This window comes from Kitasatospora sp. NPDC056181 (genome assembly GCF_042266225.1).
Taxonomy (GTDB): Bacteria; Actinomycetota; Actinomycetes; order Streptomycetales; family Streptomycetaceae; genus Kitasatospora.
Genome location: NZ_JBHJUK010000003.1, coordinates 15587 through 37850, shown reverse-complemented (window position 1 = coordinate 37850; position 22264 = coordinate 15587). Strand labels below are relative to the sequence as shown.

The following is a 22264-nucleotide window of genomic DNA, read 5'->3' as shown; positions in this document are numbered from 1 at the left end:
GGACCCCGTCACACGTCCAGGAAGCGGACGTCCTTGGCGTTGCGCTGGATGAAGGACCGGCGGGCCTCGACGTCCTCGCCCATCAGGACGGAGAAGAGGTCGTCGGCGCGGGCCGCGTCCTCCAGGGTGACCTGCATGAGCAGACGGTGGGCCTGGTCCATGGTGGTGACGCGCAGCTCCTCGGCGTTCATCTCGCCGAGACCCTTGAAGCGCTGGATCGCGTCGTCCTTCGGCAGCCGGCGCCCGGCCGCCACGCCCGCCGCGATGGTGGCGTCGCGCTCGCGGTCGGAGTAGACGTAGTCGAAGTCGTCCTTGCCCCACTTGATCTTGTACAGCGGCGGCATCGCCAGGTACACGTACCCGGCCTCGACCAGCGGCCGCATGAAGCGGAACAGCAGGGTGAGCAGCAGGGTGCGGATGTGCTGCCCGTCGACGTCGGCGTCCGCCATCAGGACGATCTTGTGATAGCGGAGCTTGGACTCGTCGTAGTCCTCCTGGATGCCGCAGCCGAAGGCCGAGATCAGCGCCTGGACCTCGGTGTTCTGCAGGACCTTGTCGATCCGGGCCTTCTCGACGTTCAGGATCTTGCCGCGGATCGGCAGGATGGCCTGGATCCGCGGGTCGCGGCCCTGCTTGGCGGAGCCGCCGGCGGAGTCACCCTCGACGATGAAGATCTCGCACTCGGCCGGGTCCTTGGACTGGCAGTCGCTCAGCTTGCCCGGCAGCGAGGCGGATTCCAGCAGGCCCTTGCGGCGCGTCAGGTCGCGCGCCTTGCGGGCGGCGACGCGCGCGGTGGCGGCCTGGATGGACTTGCGGATGATGTCCGCGGCCTCGTTGGGGTTGCGGTCCAGCCAGTCGTTCAGCTGCTCGTGGACGACCCGCTGGACGAAGGTCTTCGCCTCGGTGTTGCCCAGCTTGTCCTTGGTCTGGCCCTCGAACTGCGGCTCGCCGAGCTTGACCGAGATGATCGCGGTCAGACCCTCGCGGATGTCCTCGCCGGAGAGGTTGTCGTCCTTCTCGCGGAGCAGCTTCTTGTCCCGCGCGTAGCGGTTGACCAGACCGGTGAGCGCGGCGCGGAAGCCCTCCTCGTGGGTACCGCCGCCGTGCGTGTGGATGGTGTTGGCGAAGCTGTAGACACCCTCGGTGTAGGAGGAGTTCCACTGCATCGCGACCTCGACCGAGATCGACTTCTCCTTGTCCTCCGCCTCGAAGTCGATCACCGAGGGGTGGATCACCTCGCCCTTGCGGGAGTTGAGGTGGGTGACGAAGTCCGCGATGCCGCCGTCGTACTTGTACGTGACCGAGAGCGGCTTGCCGTCCTCGTCCGCGTGCTCGGGGCGCTCGTCGGTCAGCGAGATGCTCAGGCCCTTGTTGAGGAAGGCCATCTCCTGGAAGCGCCGGGAGAGCGTCTCGAAGGAGTAGACCGTCGTCTCGAAGATGTCCGGGTCGGCCCAGAAGGTGACGCTGGTGCCGTTGCGGTCGGTGGCCTCGCCCTTGACCAGGGCGGCGGTCGGCGCGCCCATCTTGTAGTCCTGGGTCCAGCGGTGGCCCTCGGTGTGGATCTCCACCGCGAGCCGGGTGGAGAGCGCGTTCACCACCGAGACGCCGACGCCGTGCAGACCGCCGGAGACCGCGTACCCGCCGCCGCCGAACTTGCCGCCCGCGTGCAGCACGGTGAGCACGACCTCGACGGCCGGCTTCTCCTGCCCGGGGACGATGCCGACCGGGATGCCACGGCCGTTGTCGACCACCCGCACGCCGCCGTCCGGCAGGATCGTGACGTCGATGGTGTCCGCGTGCCCGGCCATGGCCTCGTCGACGGAGTTGTCCACAACCTCCTGCACCAGGTGGTGCAGCCCACGCTCACCGGTGGAACCGATGTACATGCCGGGACGCTTGCGGACGGCGTCGAGGCCCTCCAGCACCTGGATGTTGCTGGCGTTGTAGGACTTCTCGCCCTGGTCGGTCTGGTCTGGGGTCTGGCTGGGGTTGCCGGAATCGGCCACGAAGCGCCCTCTCTGGCACAGCACGGGCCGCATCCCCGCCCCGTGTGGGCGGGCGTGCGACCACGGCGTTTCGACTCGGTTGCCACTAGCAACAGTGTTTGGCTCTCAGTCTACCGGTACGACTGACAGAGATGGGCGTTTGGCAGCCTCTGAGGGCAGATACGCCGCCCTGAATCCCCTCTGCACATGTCCCGATACTCGCCCCGGGGGCTCAGAGCGCCTGGAAGGGCCGTCAGGGGTTCCGGAAGATCCCGGTCCGCTCGGCACCGGGCGGGCCCCGGTCAGCCCCAGGTGTCGCCCGGCCCCTTGCTGCCCGGCGCCCGCAGCCGGCCGTAGCCGCGGACCGGCGCGGCCGGCCCGAGCACCTTGATGGTCTTGACCGTGCCGTGCCCCAGCTCGTGGTTCAGGCGTGCCACCAATTGCCTTGCCAGCCAGCGGAGTTGGGTGGCCCAGGCGGTGGAGTCGCACTGCACGACGAGCACCGCGGCCGCGTCGTCGTAGGAGGTGGGGGCGCAGTGCGCGGCGATGTCCGGGCCGACGATCTGCGGCCAGCGGCCCATCACGCCGCCGACCGCGGCCGAGGACTCCCACCCGCGCTCGGTCAGCAGCCGGTTGAGCGCCGCACCCAGCGGTACCGGGTCGCGGCCGTCCGAACGCGCACCGCTGCGCAGGCCGTGGCGCTTCGCCTCGCGCTTCTCCCTGACCTGCTCGCCGCGCTGCTTGGCCTGCGCCCGCGCCGCCCGCAGCGCCGAGCGGGCCAGATCGGCGCCGGTCGGTCCGGCGGCGTCCGGACCGGCGCCGGCCGGCTGCGGGGGGTTCTCGGCCGGCTCGCTCACGGCGATCTCCTATCCCCAGGCTGTGGACAACGGTGAGCCGTCCAGCGTACGGGAGCGGAGGGCGGCGGGCCGCCGGTGCACCGGTCGGGCACGGGCGGAAAGTGTGAGGGTGTGAAGGGGACCGCTCCTGCGCGGGGCGGGGGGAGCCCGGCGGCGGGGGCGCCGCCCGGCCCGGACGTCGGCGCGGGCCTCGGGTCCGGACGTCGGGTACGGCTGCCGGCCCCGGGCGTCAGGCGTCGACCCGGCGCACCGCGCCGTCGGCCACCGCGTACCGGGCCCCGGCCAGCGCCTTCGGCACGTCCTCCGCGACGGCCGCGGTGACCAGCACCTGCTCCCCGCCGGCGACCAGCTCGGCCAGCCGGTCCCGCCGGGTGGCGTCCAGCTCGGCGAAGACGTCGTCCAGGATCAGCACCGGCTCCCCGCCGTCGGCGCGCAGCAGCTCGTACGAGGCCAGCCGCAGGGCGAGGGCGAACGACCAGGACTCACCGTGGCTCGCGTAGCCCTTGGCGGGCAGCGGGCCGAGCCGGAGCACCAGCTCGTCGCGGTGCGGGCCGACCAGCGTCAGCCCGCGCTCGACCTCCTGCTTGCGGACCGCCTGGAGGGCCTGCAGCAGCTGCTCCTCCGCCTGCTCGCGGCTGGAGGGCAGCTCGCCCTCGAAGGAGCTGCGGTACTCCAGCACGGTCTCCCCGCCCGCGGGCGCGAGCTGCCCGTACGCGGCCGACACCAGCGGCTGGAGAGCGGCCACCAGCTGGATCCTGAAGGCGGTCAGCTCCGCTCCGGCGCGCGCCAGATGGCCGTCCCAGACCTCCAGGGTGGAGAGGTCCGCGCCCTTGCCGCCACCGGCCCGGCGGGCCATCGCGGCGGTCTTCAGCAGGGCGTTGCGCTGCTTGAGCACCCGTTCGTAGTCCTGCCGCACCCCTGCCAGCCGGGGGGCGCGGGCGGTCAGCAGCTCGTCGAGGAAGCGCCGGCGCTCGCCCGGGTCGCCCTTGACCAGGGCGAGGTCCTCGGGGGCGAACAGCACGGTCCGCAGCAGGCCCAGCACGTCGCGCGGCCGGACGTTGTCCGAGCGGTTGATCCGGGCCCGGTTGGCCTTGCCCGGGGTGATCTCCAGCTCCACCAGCGTGGTGCGGGAGCCGGCCACCACCGAGGCGCGGACCACCGCCCGCTCGGCGCCCAGCCGGATCAGCGGCGCGTCGGTGGCGACCCGGTGGCTGCCCAGGGTGGCGACGTAGCCGATCGCCTCGACCAGGTTGGTCTTCCCCTGGCCGTTCGGTCCGACGAAGGCGGTCACGCCCGGGTCGAGGGGTACCTCGGCCCGGGCGTACGACCGGAAGTCGGCGAGCGACAGATGCGCGACGTGCATGGCTGTGGACTGCGCTCGCCTTCTGTGACTGTGCTCGCCCGGGGGCAGGCCCCCGGGCAGTGACGGGACTACTTCGACTCGACCGCGTGGCCGCCGAACTGGTTGCGCAGCGCGGCGATCATCTTCATCTGCGGCGAGTCCTCCTGGCGGGAGGCGAAGCGGGCGAAGAGCGAGGCGGTGATCGCCGGCAGCGGCACGGCGTGGTCGATCGCGGCCTCGACGGTCCAGCGGCCCTCGCCGGAGTCGGCGGCCCAGCCCTTGAGCTTGGCCAGGTGCTCGTCGTCGTCCAGGGCGCGGACGGCCAGGTCGAGCAGCCACGAGCGGATGACGGTGCCCTCCTGCCAGCTGCGGAAGACCTCGCGCACGTCGGTGACCTCGGGGGCGGCCTCCAGCAGCTCCCAGCCCTCGGCGAAGGCCTGCATCATCGCGTACTCGATGCCGTTGTGGACCATCTTGGCGAAGTGGCCGGCGCCGACCGCACCCGCGTGCACGGAGCCGAAGTCGCCCTCCGGCTTCAGCGCGTCGAAGACCGGCTTGGCCTTGGCGACGTGCTCGGCCGCGCCGCCGTACATCAGGGCGTAGCCGTTCTCCAGGCCCCAGACGCCGCCGGAGACGCCGCAGTCGACGAAGCCGATGCCCTTGGCGGCCAGCGCCTCGGCGTGCTTGACGTCGTCGGTCCAGCGGGAGTTGCCGCCGTCGACGACCACGTCACCGGGGGAGAGCAGCTCGGCGAGCTCGTCCACGGTCGCCTGGGTGGCGGCGCCGGCCGGGACCATGACCCAGACCACGCGCGGGCCCTGGAGCTTGGTGACGAGCTCCTGGAGGCTCTCGACGTCGGAGATGTCCTGGTTGCGGTCGTAACCGATGACGGTGTGGCCGGCGCGGCGGATCCGCTCGCGCATGTTGCCGCCCATCTTGCCGAGACCGATGAGGCCGAGCTCCATGACCAAGTCCTTACCTGTGGTGACATGCCTGCCGGCGGCGCCGTTGCCGCGCCCTCTGAGCCTACGCGCTGAAGCGCAAGGGCCTCCCCGCGGTCGGGCCGACCGGGGGAGGCCTTCCACAGGCTGTGCACAGCCTGTGGGTAACGCGTCGGGACGCCGGGGCGAACCGGATCAGCCGGAAAGGCGGACCGGCATGATCAGGTACTGGTAGGCCTCGTCCGCCTCGGTGTCGACCGAGGCCTTGCCGCTGAGCAGGGCCGGCTTGGTCGGCGTGGTGAAGCTCAGCTGGGCGTAGGCGGAGTCGATGGCCTTGAGGCCCTCCTCCAGGTAGCCCGGGTTGAAGGCGATCGAGATGGCGTCGCCCTCCAGGGAGGCGTCGATCCGCTCGGTGGCCTGGGCGTCGTCGCCCGAACCGGCCTCCAGCGTCAGCACGCCCTCCTCGAAGTTCAGCCGGACCGGGGTGTTGCGCTCGGCGACCAGCGAGACGCGCTTGAGCGCCTCCAGGAAGGGCTGCGTCTGGATCGCGGCGATCGCGTTGAACTCGGTCGGGAAGAGGCTGCGGAACTTGGGGAACTCGCCCTCCAGCAGCCGGGTGGTCGTCCGGCGGCCGGCGCCCTCGAAACCGATCAGGCCCTCGCCCGCGCCGCCCGAGGACAGGGCGATCGAGACGTTGTCGCCGCTGCCCAGGGACTTGGCGATGTCCTGGAGGGTCTTGGCGGGCACCAGGGCGACCGCGGAGATGTCCGGCTGCTCGGGCTTCCACAGCAGCTCGCGGACGGCGAAGCGGTAGCGGTCGGTGGCGGCCAGGGTGATCCGGTCGCCCTCGATCTCGACCCGGACACCGGTGAGCACCGGGAGGGTGTCGTCGCGGCCCGCGGCCACCGCGGCCTGGCTGACCGCCGAGGCGAAGACGTCGCCCGGGACGGTGCCGGTGGCGGTCGGCATCTGGGGCAGGGCCGGGTACTCGTCCACCGGGAGGGTGGGGAGGGTGAACCGGGAACTGCCGCAGACCACGCTGACCCGCTGGCCGTCGGTGGAGATCTCCACAGGCCTGTTGGGAAGGTTGCGCGAGATGTCGTTCAGCAGCCGGCCGGAGACCAGCACGGTGCCGGGCTCCTCGATGTCGGCCTCCAGCTCGACCCGGGCCGAGACCTCGTAGTCGAAGCCGGACAGCGCCAGGCTGCCGTCCTGTGCCGTCAGCAGCAGGCCGGCCAGCACCGGCACCGGCGGCCGTGCCGGGAGGCTGCGGGCAGCCCAGGCCACCGCCTCCGCGAGGACGTCACGCTCCACCCGGAACTTCACCGGTAACCGCCTCCTGGATCGAGCGCTCCCGCTCGCACGTCTGGTTCTTCTGATCTTGGTCTTCGGTGCGGCTGACCGCCGAGCTCTGCCACTCCGCTTCCAGTCGCCGAGGACAGTCTGACGTACTCCACCGACAGACGGGGCAGACGGGCGGAAGCAAGCCGAACAGATGTCGGGGTCCGGTTGTCCACAGATTTCGAGCCCACCCGCTTTTGAACGAGTCGACTGGTCTATAGGTGTAGCAGTAGTAGTAGGGCCTGTGGAAACCGTGGATAACCCCGTTTCGGCAGGTCAGGCCCGGTTTTTTGTCCACAGGAGGTGTGGACGGCAGCTGTGGACGGACACGGCCCGCTGTGGACAGCGGAGCGTTACCCACAGGCGACGGTGGGTATCCACAGGTTATCCCCAGCGCTGTCCCCAGATCCGGGCCCGGTTATCCACGGGGCCCGGTCAACATTACGTGACGCCTTTCACACCAGGGCATGAACGCCACCACAAGGTTGTCGAACTGTGGACGCCGCTGTGGACAACCTGGGGATAACCCGGACGGCCCTGGGGACAACCGGTGGATAACCCGGACGGCCCTCTGACGGCCCGCCAATTGTCCACACCCTGTGGATAACCGTTGTGCACAAGTCCACAGGCACCTGACCTGCGCGGAAGAGCGTAGCGGCGGCGGGCCTGTGGAGGAATTCTGGATAACTCGGGGCTCACCGGCCTGTGGACGGTGGAGAAGCGGCTCCGGCTGTGGACAACGGCCGTTCGCGCCCGGCGGGTTCGAATCCCCGGTCAGATGTTCGACGCCGCCTGCGCAGTGGCGCGGCGTCCGTCACCCGCAACCCTGCCCGGCGAATCGGCCGCGCACACCTGTGGATATGCCGAAAGGGCGTCAGGATGGCTCCTGACGCCCTTCAACGGCTGTGGACGGACTAGCTCTTGATGCGGTTGGTCAGCTCGGTGACCTGGTTGTAGATCGAGCGGCGCTCGGCCATCAGGGACCGGATCTTGCGGTCGGCGTGCATCACCGTGGTGTGGTCGCGGCCGCCGAACTGGGCGCCGATCTTCGGCAGTGAGAGGTCGGTCAGCTCCCGGCAGAGGTACATGGCGATCTGCCGGGCCGTCACCAGCACGCGGCTGCGCGAGGAGCCGCAGAGGTCGTCCACGCCCAGCCCGAAGTACGCGGCGGTCTGCTGCATGATGACCTGCGCGGTGATCTCCGGCCCGGCGTCCTCGTCCCCGCCCGGGATCAGGTCCTTGAGGACGATGCCGGCCAACTCCAGGTCCACCGGCGCCCGGTTGAGGTTGGCGAAGGCGGTGACCCGGATCAGGGCGCCCTCCAACTCCCGGATGTTGCGGGTGATCCGGGAGGCGATGAACTCCAACACGTCCGCGGGGGCGTTCAGTTGCTCCTGGATCGCCTTCTTGCGCAGGATCGCGATCCGGGTCTCCAGCTCCGGCGGGGTGACGTCGGTGATCAGCCCCCACTCGAAGCGGTTGCGGAGCCGGTCCTCCAGCGTGATCAGCTGCTTGGGCGGCCGGTCGGACGAGAGGACGATCTGCTTGTTGGCGTTGTGCAGGGTGTTGAAGGTGTGGAAGAACTCCTCCTGCGTGGACTCCTTGCTCGCCAGGAACTGCACGTCGTCCACGAGCAGGATGTCCATGTCCCGGTAGCGCTTGCGGAACGCGTCCGCCTTGCCGTCCCGGATCGAGTTGATGAACTCGTTGGTGAACTCCTCCGAGGACACGTAGCGCACCCGGGTCCCCGGGAAGAGGCTGCGCGAGTAGTGCCCGATGGCGTGCAGCAGGTGGGTCTTGCCCAGCCCGGACTCGCCGTAGATGAAGAGCGGGTTGTACGCCTTGGCCGGGGCCTCGGCGACCGCCACCGCCGCCGCGTGCGCGAAGCGGTTGCTCGCGCCGATGACGAAGGTGTCGAAGAGGTACTTGGGGTTCAGCCGGGCGGCCGGCTCGTCCTTGCGGGAGCCGCCGGCCGGAGGGGCGCCGGGCGGGGCCGGGACGCCGGGCACGGCCGGGCGGTCGGTGGCGCGCTCGGCCGGGGCCTTGTCCGAGGGGCGGCCGGGGGCCGGGCGCGCCGCGGGGGAGCGGCGGCCCGCGGCGGTCCGCGGGTGCTCGCCGGGACCGGGGCCGTAGGCGCCGCCGAACAGGTCGCCCTGGGTGGTCGCGGGCGGACCGGGGACCGGACGGGGAGCCGGACGCGAGGTCGGCGGCTCGGGCTCGGGATAGCCGGGGGACTGCTCCGGGTACCCCTGGTGGCTCTCCCACGGCGGCTGCTGGGCCGGCCCGCCGTAGGGCGAGGGCTGGCCGCCGTACGCGGGGGCCTGGTGCTCCTGGTAGCCGCCCGCCCCGTACTGGTCCTGCTCGTACTCGGACTCGTACGGCCGCTCGTACTGGTGGCCGGGGTGGCCGGGGTGGCCCGGGTGGGGCTGACGGGCCTGGTGGGCCTGGTGGCCGTACTCGCCGCCGCCCTCGGAGCGCGTCCACGGCTCGCCGGCCTGCTGCTCGGCGGCCGGCGGTTCGGCCGGGGCCGGCGCGGTGGGCACGGCGTTGGCGTCGACCATCACGGCGATCCGGACGGGACGGCTGAGCTCGCGGCTGAGGGCCTCGGTCAGCTGCGGCAGCAGCCGGCCCTCCAGCACCTGCTTGGCCCGCTCGTTGGGGGTCGCCAGCAGGGCGGTGTCGTGCATCATCCACATCGGCTGGGTGCGTTGCACCCACTGCTTGTCCATCTCCCCGACATCCGGGTCGCCGACCAGCCGCTCGACGACTCTCGCCCAGACCGGGACGAGGTCGCTGTTGACATCAGCCACTGGTGCACGCTTTCTCGGGTCCCCGCGGCTCCAGCAGGGGTAGTGGATCAAGAGACTGTGGAGCTGTGGTCCGTTGGCGTCCGACGACGCAGAACAAACCAGACAAGTCCTGCAACGGTAGTCAGCGAACAGAGCCGGATCAAGTCGTTGTCCACAGGCTGTGGGCGACGGGGTCGGTGGGTGGGACGGCCGAGGGCCGTCCGGCGGGTCCGGGCCCGCCCGACGCGAACGGCTGGTTTGACCCTCGTGCCCCGTCCCGCGTACCGTAACCAGGTCGAGTTGTCGATGGCCGCTGCCGCATGTCCGCGGGTCCACCCGCTCCATAAGGCGCGCAGCACGGGCGCCGTGGATTGCCTCAAACCCCAGCCGAACTGGGGCGATGGGCCGGATTTCCGTATCAGGGGAGATCACGCGGACGCACGGTGACGGCCAAGCGACATCCCGTCATCCTACGATTCACCTCAGGAGCCCCCGAGTGAGCAAGCGCACCTTCCAGCCGAACAACCGTCGCCGCGCGAAGACCCACGGCTTCCGGCTGCGTATGCGTACCCGCGCCGGCCGCGCCATCCTGGCCGCCCGCCGTGGCAAGGGCCGCAGCGCCATCTCCGCCTGATCCGCGCCAGAGTCTGTTGTGCTGCCCACCGAGAATCGGCTGCGGCGGCGCCAGGACTTCGCGACCGCGGTGAAACGCGGTCGCCGGGCCGGCCGGCCCCTACTGGTCGTCCATCTCAGCAGAGACGGTGACCCGAAGGGGCAGGCCGACCGGACCAGCGACTCCCGCCCGCACGTCGCCGAGGGGACTCCTTCGGCGCGTGCGGGTTTCGTCGTGAGCAAGGCCGTCGGCCCGGCCGTCGTCCGGAACCTGGTCAAGCGCCGGCTTCGCCATCTCGTTCGTGATCGTCTGTCCAGGCTGCCCGCCGGTAGCCTGATAGTGGTGCGTGCGCTGCCCCAGGCCGCGTCCGCCTCGTACCAGGACCTGGAACGCGATCTGGACGCGGCGCTCAAGCGGTTGCTGAAGGCGGAGCCCGCCGTGACGGCGCCGACGGGAGCAGGGCGATGAAGTACCTGCTGATGGGTCTGATCCGGGTCTACCAGTGGACCATCAGCCCACTGCTCGGTCCGGTGTGCCGTTACTACCCCTCCTGTTCGCACTACGGCTTCGAGGCCGTGAAGGTGCACGGGGCGGTCAAGGGCGGCGGCCTGACCGCCTGGCGCATCCTGCGCTGCAATCCGTGGACGCCCGGCGGGGTCGATCATGTCCCGCCGCGCAAGCACCCGGTGTGGCACCGCCGACTGCGAGACCTGCTGAACAGCCGGTCCGCCGCCGGACAGCCGGTGACCACGCCCCCCGCCGGTCCGGACCCCGAGGGCCCGGCGACCATTGGTCCCTTGGGGCCGATCCCAATGTCCAAGGAGCCTGACCGGTGACCTTCTCCTTCCTGAACCCCCTGTACACAGCGGTGTCCTGGATCATCGTCCAGTTCCACTCGCTGTACAGCCACATCTTCGACCCGGACGGTGGCTGGGCCTGGGGTCTGGCCATCGCCTCCATGGTGGTCGTGATCCGGATCTGCCTGATCCCGCTCTTCGTGAAGCAGATCAAGGCGACCCGGGCCATGCAGGCGATCCAGCCGAAGATGAAGGCCATCCAGGAGCGCTACAAGAACGACAAGCAGCGCCAGTCCGAAGAGATGATGAAGCTGTACAAGGAGGCGGGTACCAACCCGTTCTCCAGCTGCCTTCCCATCCTCGTGCAGGCGCCGTTCTTCACCGCCCTCTACGGCGTGCTGGCCTCGGTCGCCAAGGGCAAGCCGATCGGTGTCATCCACGGCGACCTGCTGGTGAGCGCCGGCAAGGCGCACATCTTCGGTGCCCCGCTCTCCGCGACCTTCGTCGGCAGCACCGAGACCAGCGTCAAGATCGTCACCGCGGTGATGATCATCCTGATGTCGCTGTCGCAGTTCATCACGCAGCGCCAGCTGATGACCAAGAACGTGGACCTCACGGTCAAGACGCCGTTCATGCAGCAGCAGAAGATGCTGATGTACGTCTTCCCGATCATGTTCGCCGTGATGGGCATCAACTTCCCCGTCGGTGTGCTGGTCTACTGGCTGACCACCAACGTCTGGTCCATGGGCCAGCAGCTGATCGTCATCCGCAACAACCCGACTCCGGGCAGCAAGGCCTGGGACGAGCGCCAGGCCCGACTGAAGAAGCAGGGCCGGCTCAACCCGGACGGCTCGGTGATCAAGGGCGCGCTCTGGGGCATCCTGCCGCCGAAGAAGACGGCGACGACCTCCGCGGAGGCCGTGGTCGAGGACGCCGTGCAGGTGCGCCGCCAGCAGCCGCGGAAGCAGACCAAGGCCCAGCGCCAGCACAGCGGCGGCGCCCAGACCGCCAGCCTGACCAAGGACGACGCGGCCCCGGCCGAGGAGCCCGTGGAGTCCGCGGGAACCGTTCAGGCCGACTCCGGCAGCGCCAAGCCGGCGGCGAGCCGGCCCGGTGGGGCCAAGTCGGGCCCGGCCCGGCAGGGCGGCCGGCAGCAGCCGAGGCGCGGTGGGCAGGGCGGCCAGAGGCCGAAGAAGAAGTCCTGACCGGACCGTCCGGCCCCGCCCGGCGGCCCCCGAACCTCGTTCCCGGCCCACCAACCGGGCCCATCCTTGAAGGAGTCCATCAGTGACGGAAGGCACCACCACCTCCGCCGTCGAGGTCGAGGACGCTGCCAGCGCCGACGAGAGCCTCGTCTCGCGTCTGGAGCAGGAGGGCGACATCGCGGCGGACTACCTGGAGGGTCTGCTCGACATCGCCGACCTCGACGGTGACATCGACATGGACGTGGAGGGCGACCGCGCCCTGGTGTCCATCGTCAGCGACGGCAACGACCGTGCGCTGCAGCGCCTGGTGGGCCAGGACGGCGAGGTGCTGGAGGCGCTGCAGGAGCTGACCCGGTTGGCTGTCCACCGGGAGACCGGCGAGCGCAGCCGCCTCATGCTGGACATTGCCGGCTTCCGGGCCCGCAAGCGGTCCGAGCTGGCCGCGCTCGGGGCCGAGGCCGCGGAGCAGGCCAAGAGCACGGGGGAGCAGGTCAAGCTGCGGCCGATGACGCCGTTCGAGCGCAAGGTCGTCCACGACGCGGTGGCCGCGGCCGGACTGCGCAGCGAGTCGGAGGGCGAGGAGCCCCAGCGGTGCGTGGTCGTGCTGCCGGCCTGAGCCAGGGGAAGTCGATGACCGGCCGCGCAGGCGACCGGTGACCGTCAGAGGACTCGACCCCGTCCGCCTCGTGCGGGCGGGGTCGTCGTCCCTTCGCGGGGTGTTGCTGCCCGCGAGAGATGTTTCACGTGAAACGGTGCGGAGAACGGGTCGGTGGATCCGGGGAGCAGAGAGGTCGAGATGGACACGGAGAGCGCGGCTGCCGGAGGACCGGTGGCGGGTGCCGGCGGTTCCGAGGCCGAGGGTCCGGCGGGTCCGGGCACCGATGGCGCGGCCGACACGGCCGCCGAGGGGCTGACCGCGGCCCCGGCCGTGGCCCGGGAGGTCTTCGGTGACCGCTTCGACGCCGCGGTCCGCTACACCGAGCTGCTGGCCACCGCGGGCGTCCAGCGCGGGCTGATCGGCCCCCGCGAGGTGCCCCGGCTCTGGGACCGCCACGTGCTGAACTGCGCGGTGCTGGCCGAGCTGCTGCCGCCCGGATCCACCCTGTGCGACGTCGGCTCCGGAGCCGGGCTGCCCGGCATCCCGGTGGCGCTGGCCCGTCCGGACGTCTCGGTGACGCTGCTGGAGCCGCTGCTGCGGCGGACCACCTTCCTGGAGGAGGTCGTCCGGGAGCTGGGGCTGGAGAACGTCACGGTGCTGCGCGGCCGGGCCGAGGAGATGGTCGGCAAGCTCGCGGTGGACGTGGTGACGGCCCGCGCGGTCGCGCCGCTGGAGCGGCTGGCCGGCTGGGGCCTGCCGCTGCTCCGCCCGCACGGGCAGATGCTGGCGCTCAAGGGTGACAGTGCCGAACAGGAGCTCGCGGAGTCGCGGGCCGGCCTGGCCAAGCTGGGCGCGGTCGAGTGGACGGTGATCTCGGTCGGCGAGGGCACCCTGGAGACCTCGACCCGGGTGGTCCAGGTCAAGGCGGGGGAGAGCCCCGGCGGCGTGAAGGCGGCCACCCGGCGGGCCAAGGCGGCCCGGGCCGGGCGCAACGCCGGTGCGGTGCGCGGCGCAGGGACCGGCCGCGGCGGGCGGCGCCGCAGCCGCTGAGGCCGCTGCGAGACGGTGTTTCACCCCGGGCGGGTGGTCCTCGGACCACCCGCCCGTCGGCTTTCGAGGGCTTCCCGGATCGTGGGCGACGGCCGGGGGACGGGCGGGGGACGGGCGGGGGCCGTCCGGGTGACGGAATCCCATCGGAGTGTCGCACCGTCAGATTTCCGACATTGCGGGCATGGTGTTTCACGTGAAACGTCGCTCTCTCCTCTCGGACACTTTGGATCTGCGGCTCCGCCGCGGGCTCGGTCTCTTCCGGGCGGCGACTGTTGCCGCTCCGGTTTCACGTGAAACACTGACCTCCATGCAGGACTCGGAGACCATCGACCAGATCGATGACACGCCCATCGCGCGTGCTGCCCAGGCTGCGGTCCAGGCGATCGGCCGAGCGGGCGAAGGGCTGCCCCGGCCCGCCGCCACCCGCGTGATCGTGGTGGCCAACCAGAAGGGCGGGGTGGGGAAGACCACCTCGACCGTCAACATGGCCGCCGCGCTCGCCATGCACGGACTGCGCGTCCTGGTGGTGGACCTCGACCCGCAGGGCAACGCCTCCACCGCACTCGGCATCGACCACCACGCCGACGTGCCGTCCATCTACGACGTCCTGGTCGAGGGAAAGCCGCTGGCCGACGTGGTGCAGCCGGTGGTGGACGTCGAGGGCCTGTTCTGCGTCCCCGCCACCATCGACCTGGCCGGTGCGGAGATCGAGCTGGTCTCCCTGGTGGCCCGGGAGAGCAGGCTCCAGCGCGCCATCGCCGCGTACGAGCAGCCGCTGGACTACATCCTGATCGACTGCCCGCCCTCGCTCGGCCTGCTGACGGTCAACGCGCTGGTCGCCGGCCAGGAGGTGCTGATCCCGATCCAGTGCGAGTACTACGCGCTGGAGGGCCTCGGACAGCTGCTGCGCAACGTCGAGCTGGTCAGGGCGCACCTCAACCCCACGCTGCACGTCTCCACCATCCTGCTCACGATGTACGACGCCCGCACCCGGCTGGCCGCCCAGGTCGCCGAGGAGGTCCGGACGCACTTCCAGCAGGAGGTGCTGCACACCGCGATCCCGCGCTCGGTCCGGATCTCGGAGGCGCCGAGCTACGGTCAGACGGTGCTCACCTACGATCCGGGCTCGACCGGTGCGCTCTCCTACCTGGAGGCGGCCCGGGAGCTGGCGATGCGGGCGGTGCCCGCAGGAGGCGGCGGCTCGTTGGTGGGGCAGCAGCGGGACGGCGAGCCGGGGCAGAGCGCCCCGATGGCACAGCACGGTACGACGGAGGGCAATCGGTGAGTGGTCGCAGCAGGGGTCTGGGTCGGGGGCTCAACGCACTGATCCCGGCCGGAACGCCGACGGCGGGCGCGACGGCGGCACAGCCCGCTGCGGCCGCGGTGGTGGCGACCGGCACGGTGTCGCCGACGGCGGTGCCGGTGCTGCCGAACGGCCGGGGCACGGTGGCGGCCCGGGCGGCCGCGGAGACCCTGCGCGAGCAGGCGGAGCAGGACGGTGCGGTCGCCGCGGCGGAGCCGGAGCAGGCGGTCACGGCCTTCTTCGCCGAGCTGCCGCTGGACTCGATCACGCCGAACCCGCGCCAGCCGCGGGACGTCTTCGACGAGGACAAGCTGGCCGAGCTGGTCGCCTCGATCAGGGAGGTGGGCCTGCTCCAGCCGGTCGTGGTGCGCCAGGTCGCGCCGGAGCGCTTCGAGCTCATCATGGGCGAGCGCCGCTGGCGGGCCTCCCGGGAGGCCGGGCTGGAGCAGATCCCGGCGATCGTCCGGGCCACCGAGGACGACAAGCTGCTGCTGGACGCCCTGCTGGAGAACCTGCACCGGGCGGAGCTGAACCCGCTGGAGGAGGCCGCCGCCTACGACCAGCTGTTGCGGGACTTCTCCTGCACCCATGACGAGCTGGCCGACCGGGTCGGCCGCTCGCGTCCGCACGTGACCAACACCCTGCGGCTGCTGAAGCTCTCGCCGTCCGTGCAGCGCCGGGTCGCCGCCGGGGTGCTGACCGCGGGCCACGCCAAGGCCCTGGTCGGCGTGCCGGACGCGGAGCGGCAGGAGGAGCTGGCGAAGCGGATCGTCGCGGAGGGTCTCTCGGTGCGGACCACCGAGGAGATCGTGAAGCTGATGGACCCCGAGCCGCAGCAGCAGCGCCCGGCCGGGCCGAAGGCCGGCAAGCTGCTCTCCCCGGCCTTCAACGACCTGGCGAGCCGCCTCTCCGACCGCTTCGACACCCGGGTCAAGGTCGAGGTCTCGCAGCGCGGCGGCAAGCTGGGCAAGGGCAAGGTCGTGCTGGAGTTCGGCTCGGTGGAGGACCTCAACCGGATCCTGGACAGCCTGGCCCCGGGCGAGGACGGGCTGCGGCTGTCGCAGGGCTGATCAGGCCGAGGCGACGACCCGATGGGTGCATGTTCCACGTGAGCGGTGTTTCACGTGAAACATGCACCCATCGCCGTTCGGGGGGAATGCTCGACTGTGGAGTGGACGAGGAGGTGCGGGGAATGGGACGCCGGATCGCTCCGCTGACGCTGGACAACCTCGCGGATCTGCCGACCACCTGCCGCTCCTGCGTGTTCTGGGAGCTGGACCCGGTGAGCGGCCGCGCGGCGGTGGAGGCCGGGAAGCCGGAGCTGGAGAAGGAGGGGTGGATCTCCGCGGTGCTGCTGGAGTGGGGCTCGTGCGGCCGGATCGTCTACGTGGACGACAACCCCGTCGGCTTCGTGCTCTACGCCCCGCCCGCGTACGTCCCGCGGTCGCAGTCGTTCCCGACCAGTCCGGTCTCGCCCGACGCCGTTCAGCTGATGATCAGCCGGGTGCTGCCGGGCTACCAGCGGCAGGGGCTGGGCCGGGTGCTGGTGCAGACGGTGGCCAAGGACCTGCTGGGGCGGGGGGTGAAGGCGATCGAGGCGTTCGGCGCCGTCGGACGGCAGCCGCCGAGCTGTGTCCTGCCCGCCGACCACCTGCTCGCGGTCGGCTTCAAGACCGTCCGCCCGCACCAGCGCTACCCGCGGCTCCGGCTGGAGGCCCGCACCACGCTCTCCTGGCGCGGGGACGTGGAGGTGGCGCTGGAGCGGCTGCTGGGCGGTGGGCGCAAGGAGCCGGCCCTGAGGCCGTTCTAGCCCCGGAGCGGAGACGACGCGAGCCGGCAGGACGCGGGCCGGCAGGGCGCGGGCCGGGCGCGTCGGGGCCGGCAGGACGCGGGCCGGCAGGACGGGGCCGGGCGACCACGGGCCGGGGCGCGGACCGCGGATACGACGAGGGCGGGGCTCCCGATGGGGAGCCCCGCCCTCGTGGCGTCGCGGTGGGCCGGACCTAGATGAACTCGGCCAGCTCGCGCAGCAGCGCGGCCTTCGGACGGGCACCGGTGATCGACTTCACCGGCTCGCCGCCCTTGTAGACGATCAGGGTCGGGATGGAGATCACGTTGTACGCCGCAGCGGTCTGCTGGTTGGCGTCGACGTCGAGCTTGGCGATGGTCAGCTTGTCGGCGTGCTCGGACGCGATCTCTTCGAGGATCGGGGCGACCTGGCGGCACGGGCCGCACCAGGTGGCCCAGAAGTCGACCAGGACGGGCTTCTCGCTGTCCAGGACATCGGCCTTGAACGTCGCGTCGGTGACGGTGGTGGTGGCGCCGGCCACGGGGACTCCTCGGGGTCAAACGGAGAGGGCTGCTGCCAGGAGAACAACGGGCGGGCCCGTTCTGTTTCCTTCCTGGGCGGGGCGGGGGTGTTCCACGTGGAACACCCCCGTGGGGGTCGGTCGGGTCGTGCGGGGGCTCAGACCGCGACGGTGGCGGCCTGGGCCTCCAGGTCGTCCAGCGCGGCCAGGTAGCGCTCGGCGTCCAGCGCGGAGGAGCAGCCGGTGCCGGAGGCGGTGATGGCCTGGCGGTAGGTGTGGTCGACGACGTCGCCGGCGCCGAAGACACCCGGGACGTTGGTCCGGGTCGAGGGGGCCTCGACCTTGAGGTAGCCCTCGGCGTCGAGGTCCAGCTGGCCCTTGAACAGCTCGGTGCGCGGGTCGTGGCCGATGGCGATGAACAGGCCGGTGACGGCCAGCTCGCGGGTCTCGCCGGTGGTGGTGTCGCGCAGGGTGACGCCGGTCAGCTTCGGGTCGCCGTGGATCGCCTCGACCGCGCTGTCCCACTCGAAGCGGATCTTCGGGTCGGCGAACGCGCGCTCCTGCATCGCCTTGGAGGCGCGCAGGGTGTCCCGGCGGTGGATGATCGTGACGCTGCGGGCGAAGCGGGAGAGGAAGGTCGCCTCCTCCAGCGCGGTGTCGCCGCCGCCGACCACCGCGATGTCCTGGTCGCGGAAGAAGAAGCCGTCGCAGGTGGCGCACCAGGAGACGCCGCGCCCGGAGAGCTTGTCCTCGTTCGGCAGGCCCAGCTTGCGGTGCTGCGAGCCGGTGGTGACGATCACGGCGCGGGCCTTGTGGACGTTGCCCTCGGAGTCGGTGACGGTCTTGACGTCGCCGGTGAGGTCGACCGCGACGATGTCGTCCGGGATCAGCTCGGCGCCGAACCGCTCGGCCTGGGCCCGCATGTTGTCCATCAGCTCGGGGCCCATGATGCCGTCGCGGAAGCCGGGGAAGTTCTCCACCTCGGTGGTGTTCATCAGCGCGCCACCGGCGGTGACGGCGCCCTCGAAGACCAGCGGCTTGAGGGAGGCACGGGCGGTGTAGAGCGCAGCCGTGTAGCCGGCCGGGCCGGAACCGATGATGATCACGTTACGGACGTCGCTCACTGCATCTCCTGGTTCGCATCGCGACCCGCGTTAGGTGCGGGGAGGGCGGTCCTGCTCCGCCGCCCGGGACAACGACTAACCAGTCTCTCGCATTCCCAGGCGGATCCGTACCAGGTGCCCGCACTGTGGGAGCGTCGGACGGCCCCGGGCGTGGATCGCACGGGAACGGCCGTTCAGCGGGCCGGGACGGTGCGGTGGAGCAGGACCGGCCCGCAGCCGGGGGAGCGGAGGTAGACGTCCAGCTTCTGCGGCTGGTCCGGGACGGCGTACACCAGGACCTCGGCCGGGGCGCCGGAGTAGCTGCCCGTGTCGGTGGCGAGCAGCGGTCCGTCGGCGGGCGCCGGGCAGGCCGCGGCGCCGGGGCCCCCGGCGATGCCCTGCTGCGCGTCGGTGGGCGGTGCCTCGGACTTGCCGGTGGACGGCCCGGAGGCCTGCCCGGACGCCTGGGCGGAGCCGTCGGGCGTGACGCCGGCCCGGGCGAGCAGCTGCTGGACCTGGGCCGCCAGCTGGTCGTCCCGGTAGACGGTGCCGCCGTTGGCGTGTTCCGCCCGGGCGCTCTTGGGCGTGCCGCTCGGCATGGCCCCGGCGGTGGGGGCGGCGGCGGAGACCGCTGTGGTGTCCGAGGCCTGCCGGTCGGCAGGGGAGAACAGCAGGGAGCCGCCGAGGCCCGCCGCGAGCAGGGCGGCCGCGGTGCCGAGCAGCAGGGCGGTCCGGCGCCGCCGTGAGCGGGAGCGGCCGGGCCCGGTGCCCGCCGCCGGGGTGGCGGGCCGCCCGGGTGGCCCGAGGGGGGCCGGGGAGGGGGCAGGGGCGGGCCCGGACGGGCGGGCCGGGGCACCGGCCGGTCCGGCCGGTGCGGAGGCCTGCCGGGGGGCGCCGGGGCCTTCCGCGGGAGTGTCGCGCTCGTCGGCCGCCGCGGTCAGGGCGGCGTCCAGCCGGGCGGCGACGTCGGCGGGCATGGCCGGTGGCTCGGCGGAGCCGAGCAGGGCCTGCACCTCGGCGAGCGCCTCGGCGGTCTCGCGGCACTCGGCGCAGTCGGCCAGGTGGCTCCTGAGCGCCTCCGCGTCGTCGGCGGACCCGACCAGACCCTCGGCGAGGTCGGCCAGCTCGTCGACGGAGGGGTGCGGTCCGGCGGCGTGCGGTTCGGCGGCGTGCGGCTCCACCGGGTCGTTGTCGGGGGAGGAGAGGGGTGCGGTCATCGCTTGCTCGCATCTCCTTCCAGAATCGGCCGGCCGGTGTCGGGGCCCGTCCTTGTGACGGTGCGCGCCCCGGACGGGTTCCCGGGCGGTGGGGCCGAGCCCCGCGGGGCTCGGGCCGCTCCCTCCGTTCCACGTGGAACGGAGGGACCCGGCGCGGCGTCCGGCGTCGTGCCGTCCTCGCGCAGGTGGCGGACCAGCGGCAGCAGCCGGGCCCGGCCGCGGGCGCAGCGGCTCTTCACCGTGCCGACCGGGACGCCCAGCACCTCGGCGGCCTCGGCGACCGGGTAGCCCTGCATGTCGACCAGGACCAGTGCGGCCCGCTGCTCGGCCGGCAGCTCGGCGAGCGCCGCCGCCAGCTCCCGGTGCACCTCGGCGCGGACCACCGGGGAGTCGGCCGGCTCGGCCTGTCCGACCAGGGCGTCGAGGCGCTGCGGGTCGTCGTCGAGCGGCTTGGTGCGGCGGGAGGCGGTGCGCCGGGCGCGGTCCAGGCAGGCGTTGACGACGATCCGGTGCAGCCAGGTGGTGACGGCCGACCGGCCCTGGAAGGTGTGGGCGGCGCGGAAGGCGGAGACCAGGGCGTCCTGGAGCGCGTCGGCGGCCTCCTCGCGGTCGCCGAGGGTGCGCAGGGCGACCGCCCAGAGCCGGTCGCGGTGGCGGTCGACCAGCACGCCGAAGGCGTCCCGGTCACCGGCGACGTGCCGGGCGAGCAGCGTGGCGTCGTCGTCCGCCGGGACCGTTCCGTCCGCCACTGCCACCCCTCGTCGTGCCTGCCGTGCCCGTGCCACCGCAGCGGCCCCGCGTCAGCCGAAGACCTTCACCTCGGCGATCTGGCCGCGGTACTCGCCCTTATCCTTCGGCAGGCTGGTCAGCCAGAGCAAGAGGTAGCGCGTGGTGACCGGGCTGTCGACGCTGTAGTCGACCGTGGTGCCGGACTTCTTCCCGAGGACGGTGAAGTCGCTCGGCCGGGCCCCCAGCGGGTCGGCGGCGGCCGAGGCGCCCGGCACCCGCAGTTCGGCGGTGGTGGTGCCGACGAACTGGACGTTCACCGAGCTGACCGCCTGCGGCGAGCCGAGGTCGATCAGCAGGCCGGTGCCCTCCTTGAGCGGCTTGGTGGGGCCGAACGGGTCCTGGTACCCGAAGGTGGTCCAGGCGGTGGAGGTGTCCCCGTCGAAGGCCTTGGAGAGGGAGAAGGTGCCCTCGGGGCCCTGGGTGCCCAGCGGGTTGTACGACTGGGCCTCCTTGACGGGGATCGCCACGGGGGCGTGCGTGGCGGTGTGCGCGGTGGGGGTGGCGGAGCTGACCGTGGGGTTGGGGGCGGCCGAGACGGTCGACCCGTTGTTGCGCAGGTTGTCCACCAGCTGCCAGGAGGCGACGCCGATCGCGCCGAGCGCGACCGTCCAGGCCGTCATCTTGGCGACCCGGCGCAGCCGCCGCCGGGTCCGCCGGACCGGAGCCGTCCGGGCCGGGGCGGGCGCCGTGGCGGCGCCGGGGGCGGCGATCACCCGGGTCGGGTTGGGCGCGGTGGGCAGCGCGTGGGTGTTGTGCCGCGGCGGGGCGGTGAAGGCGGGCAGCTCCGGCTCGGGCTGGCGGATGCGCGGCATCAGCGCGATCGCCTTGGCGAGCTGCTCGGGGGTGGTGATCGGCTCGGCGTGGTGCGGCGGGTGGTCGAACAGGGCGCGCGCGGCCAGCTCGGAGAGGCCCTTGTGGACCCCGGCCCGGACCTGGTCCGGCGGCACGTCGCGGAGGTTCTTCGGCAGGCCCTTGAGGTCGTAGCGGTCCTCGGGGAACGGCCAGCGGTGGGTGAGCGCGGCGAACAGCAGGGCGCCGATGGCGCGGGTGTCGGTGCGCTCGGCGTCCTCGCCGCCCCCGTCGGGCAGGCCGCGCAGGGCGGCGTCGACCGCGATGCCGTTGATCCGGTACTGGCCGCTGTCGGTGCGCAGCACGCAGCGCGGCGTCAGGCGCAGGTGGGCCTGGCCGCGCCGGTGGGCGGCGGCGACCGCGTCGGTGACCTGGCGGACCATCTGGTAGGCGTCGTGCGGCTCCATCGGGCCGTCGGCGAGCAGCTTGGCGAGGTCGGAGGCGTGCGGCAGCCACTCCCGCACGACGTAGACCAGCTCGCCCTCCTGGACGGCGTCCAGCACCTGGACGAAGCGCGGGTCGCCGAGCAGCGCGGCGGACTTCGCGGCGGCCAGGACCTTGCGGGCCCGCTGGTGGCCGGAGGCCATCAGGTGCACGCCGACGGCCCGGCGGAGCTTCTCGTCGACGGCGCGCCAGCTGCTGAAGGTCTCGGTGTGGGAGATGCACTCCTCCAGCCGGTACCGGTGGCCGATCTTGTCGCCGCTGTGCCGCAGCGGGGCCGGCAGGGTCTTCGGCAGGGTGCCCGTCGCGCGCGGGTCGTGGGTGGGCTGCGGGTCCTGCGGCGGCCGGCCGGGGCGGTGGGCCGGCGTGGCGTTCGCCGCGGCGGCGGCCTTGCGCGCGGCGCCCGCGGCCAGTTCGGCGCGGATCTCGTCGGCCGAGAGCGGCGCGGTGATCTCCGAGGTCTCCTCGCTGACGGAGGTCGCGGTGGACGGCTCGTCGTCGCCGCGGTCGTCAGCCGCGTCGGTGCCGGCGTCACCCGTGTCGGTGTCGGCGTCGGACGCGCCGGTCCGGCCGGTGTCGGTGCTCGTGCCGGCCGTGGTGGCCCGGGCCGTCCCGTCGGCGAGCTCGTCGATCGCCGCGGCCAGTGCGGCCTCGTCCGCCGCCCCGTCAGCTGCTGACGTGTCGACGACCGCCTTGGTGCCATCAGCCACCGTGGTCCTGCCTCCCCTTGTGTCG

20 protein-coding genes are annotated in these 22264 nt (G+C 72.3%); 9 read left to right on the top strand and 11 right to left on the bottom strand.

The genetic code is table 11. From position 1 onward, the window contains the following. Window positions 1–8 precede the first annotated feature (8 nt). The 6 genes from gyrB to dnaA all read right to left on the bottom strand — a co-directional run bounded on the left by gyrB (window position 9) and on the right by dnaA (window position 9276). Window positions 9–2030 carry a DNA topoisomerase (ATP-hydrolyzing) subunit B gene (gene gyrB, locus ACFC1F_RS02375; protein ID WP_376155073.1) on the bottom strand — a complete coding sequence of 674 codons (2022 nt, stop codon included), beginning with the start codon at window positions 2028–2030 and terminating at the stop codon, window positions 9–11. Window positions 2031–2287: 257 nt separating this feature from the next. Beyond that, window positions 2288–2842 (bottom strand): DciA family protein, encoded by a 555-nt coding sequence (locus ACFC1F_RS02370; RefSeq protein WP_209415485.1) that lies wholly within the window; start codon window positions 2840–2842, stop codon window positions 2288–2290. A gap of 229 nt (window positions 2843–3071) precedes the next feature. Continuing rightward, a complete protein-coding gene (gene recF / locus ACFC1F_RS02365; protein ID WP_209415484.1) occupies window positions 3072–4205 on the bottom strand; it encodes a DNA replication/repair protein RecF in 1134 nt (377 codons plus the stop codon). Window positions 4206–4273: 68 nt separating this feature from the next. Next, complete coding sequence (gene gnd, locus ACFC1F_RS02360; protein ID WP_209415483.1) at window positions 4274–5149, bottom strand: phosphogluconate dehydrogenase (NAD(+)-dependent, decarboxylating); 876 nt, start codon at window positions 5147–5149, stop codon at window positions 4274–4276. Window positions 5150–5320: 171 nt separating this feature from the next. After that, window positions 5321–6451, bottom strand: a complete 1131-nt coding sequence (dnaN, locus tag ACFC1F_RS02355) for a DNA polymerase III subunit beta (RefSeq protein WP_148643822.1) — start codon at window positions 6449–6451, stop codon at window positions 5321–5323. Window positions 6452–7380: 929 nt separating this feature from the next. After that, entirely contained in the window at window positions 7381–9276 is a 1896-nt protein-coding gene (gene dnaA, locus ACFC1F_RS02350; protein ID WP_376155070.1) for a chromosomal replication initiator protein DnaA, read from the bottom strand. A gap of 475 nt (window positions 9277–9751) precedes the next feature. Between dnaA and rpmH the strand changes: the two genes are divergently transcribed. From rpmH to ACFC1F_RS02305, 9 genes are all read left to right on the top strand, one after another. After that, on the top strand, window positions 9752–9889 hold the full coding sequence (rpmH, locus tag ACFC1F_RS02345; RefSeq protein ID WP_148643823.1) for a 50S ribosomal protein L34: 138 nt from the start codon (window positions 9752–9754) through the stop codon (window positions 9887–9889). A gap of 18 nt (window positions 9890–9907) precedes the next feature. Continuing rightward, window positions 9908–10336: a ribonuclease P protein component gene (gene rnpA / locus ACFC1F_RS02340; protein WP_209415481.1), complete on the top strand. Its 429-nt coding sequence runs from the start codon at window positions 9908–9910 to the stop codon at window positions 10334–10336. After that, window positions 10333–10704 carry a membrane protein insertion efficiency factor YidD gene (gene yidD, locus ACFC1F_RS02335; protein WP_209415480.1) on the top strand — a complete coding sequence of 124 codons (372 nt, stop codon included), beginning with the start codon at window positions 10333–10335 and terminating at the stop codon, window positions 10702–10704. The genes rnpA and yidD overlap by 4 nt, the downstream gene beginning before the upstream one ends. Further along, window positions 10701–11870 carry a membrane protein insertase YidC gene (gene yidC / locus ACFC1F_RS02330; protein ID WP_209415479.1) on the top strand — a complete coding sequence of 390 codons (1170 nt, stop codon included), beginning with the start codon at window positions 10701–10703 and terminating at the stop codon, window positions 11868–11870. The genes yidD and yidC overlap by 4 nt, the downstream gene beginning before the upstream one ends. Before the next feature lie 82 nt (window positions 11871–11952). After that, window positions 11953–12486, top strand: a complete 534-nt coding sequence (locus ACFC1F_RS02325) for a R3H domain-containing nucleic acid-binding protein (protein ID WP_209415478.1) — start codon at window positions 11953–11955, stop codon at window positions 12484–12486. Window positions 12487–12666: 180 nt separating this feature from the next. After that, window positions 12667–13518, top strand: coding sequence for a 16S rRNA (guanine(527)-N(7))-methyltransferase RsmG (gene rsmG / locus ACFC1F_RS02320; RefSeq protein ID WP_376155066.1), 852 nt, complete (start codon window positions 12667–12669; stop codon window positions 13516–13518). A 223-nt stretch (window positions 13519–13741) separates the two neighbouring features. Next, window positions 13742–14803, top strand: a complete 1062-nt coding sequence (locus tag ACFC1F_RS02315; protein WP_376155223.1) for a ParA family protein — start codon at window positions 13742–13744, stop codon at window positions 14801–14803. Then, the gene (locus ACFC1F_RS02310) at window positions 14800–15891 is read left to right on the top strand and encodes a ParB/RepB/Spo0J family partition protein (RefSeq protein ID WP_376155065.1); all 1092 of its coding nucleotides are present in this window, start codon (window positions 14800–14802) and stop codon (window positions 15889–15891) included. Before ACFC1F_RS02315 ends, ACFC1F_RS02310 begins: the two co-directional genes overlap by 4 nt. A 122-nt stretch (window positions 15892–16013) precedes the next feature. Next, complete coding sequence (locus ACFC1F_RS02305; RefSeq protein ID WP_148643830.1) at window positions 16014–16631, top strand: GNAT family N-acetyltransferase; 618 nt, start codon at window positions 16014–16016, stop codon at window positions 16629–16631. Window positions 16632–16824: 193 nt separating this feature from the next. On the opposite strand, the gene trxA is transcribed toward ACFC1F_RS02305, so the two are convergent. From trxA to ACFC1F_RS02280, 5 genes are all read right to left on the bottom strand, one after another. Beyond that, the gene (gene trxA, locus ACFC1F_RS02300) at window positions 16825–17151 is read right to left on the bottom strand and encodes a thioredoxin (protein WP_148643831.1); all 327 of its coding nucleotides are present in this window, start codon (window positions 17149–17151) and stop codon (window positions 16825–16827) included. A gap of 137 nt (window positions 17152–17288) precedes the next feature. After that, complete coding sequence (trxB, locus tag ACFC1F_RS02295; protein WP_376155063.1) at window positions 17289–18254, bottom strand: thioredoxin-disulfide reductase; 966 nt, start codon at window positions 18252–18254, stop codon at window positions 17289–17291. A 173-nt stretch (window positions 18255–18427) separates the two neighbouring features. Then, window positions 18428–19450, bottom strand: coding sequence for a hypothetical protein (locus tag ACFC1F_RS02290; RefSeq protein WP_376155062.1), 1023 nt, complete (start codon window positions 19448–19450; stop codon window positions 18428–18430). Then, a complete protein-coding gene (gene sigM, locus ACFC1F_RS02285; RefSeq protein ID WP_376155061.1) occupies window positions 19447–20199 on the bottom strand; it encodes an RNA polymerase sigma factor SigM in 753 nt (250 codons plus the stop codon). Before sigM ends, ACFC1F_RS02290 begins: the two co-directional genes overlap by 4 nt. Before the next feature lie 51 nt (window positions 20200–20250). Further along, the gene (locus ACFC1F_RS02280; RefSeq protein ID WP_376155059.1) at window positions 20251–22239 is read right to left on the bottom strand and encodes a serine/threonine protein kinase; all 1989 of its coding nucleotides are present in this window, start codon (window positions 22237–22239) and stop codon (window positions 20251–20253) included. Window positions 22240–22264 lie beyond the last annotated feature (25 nt).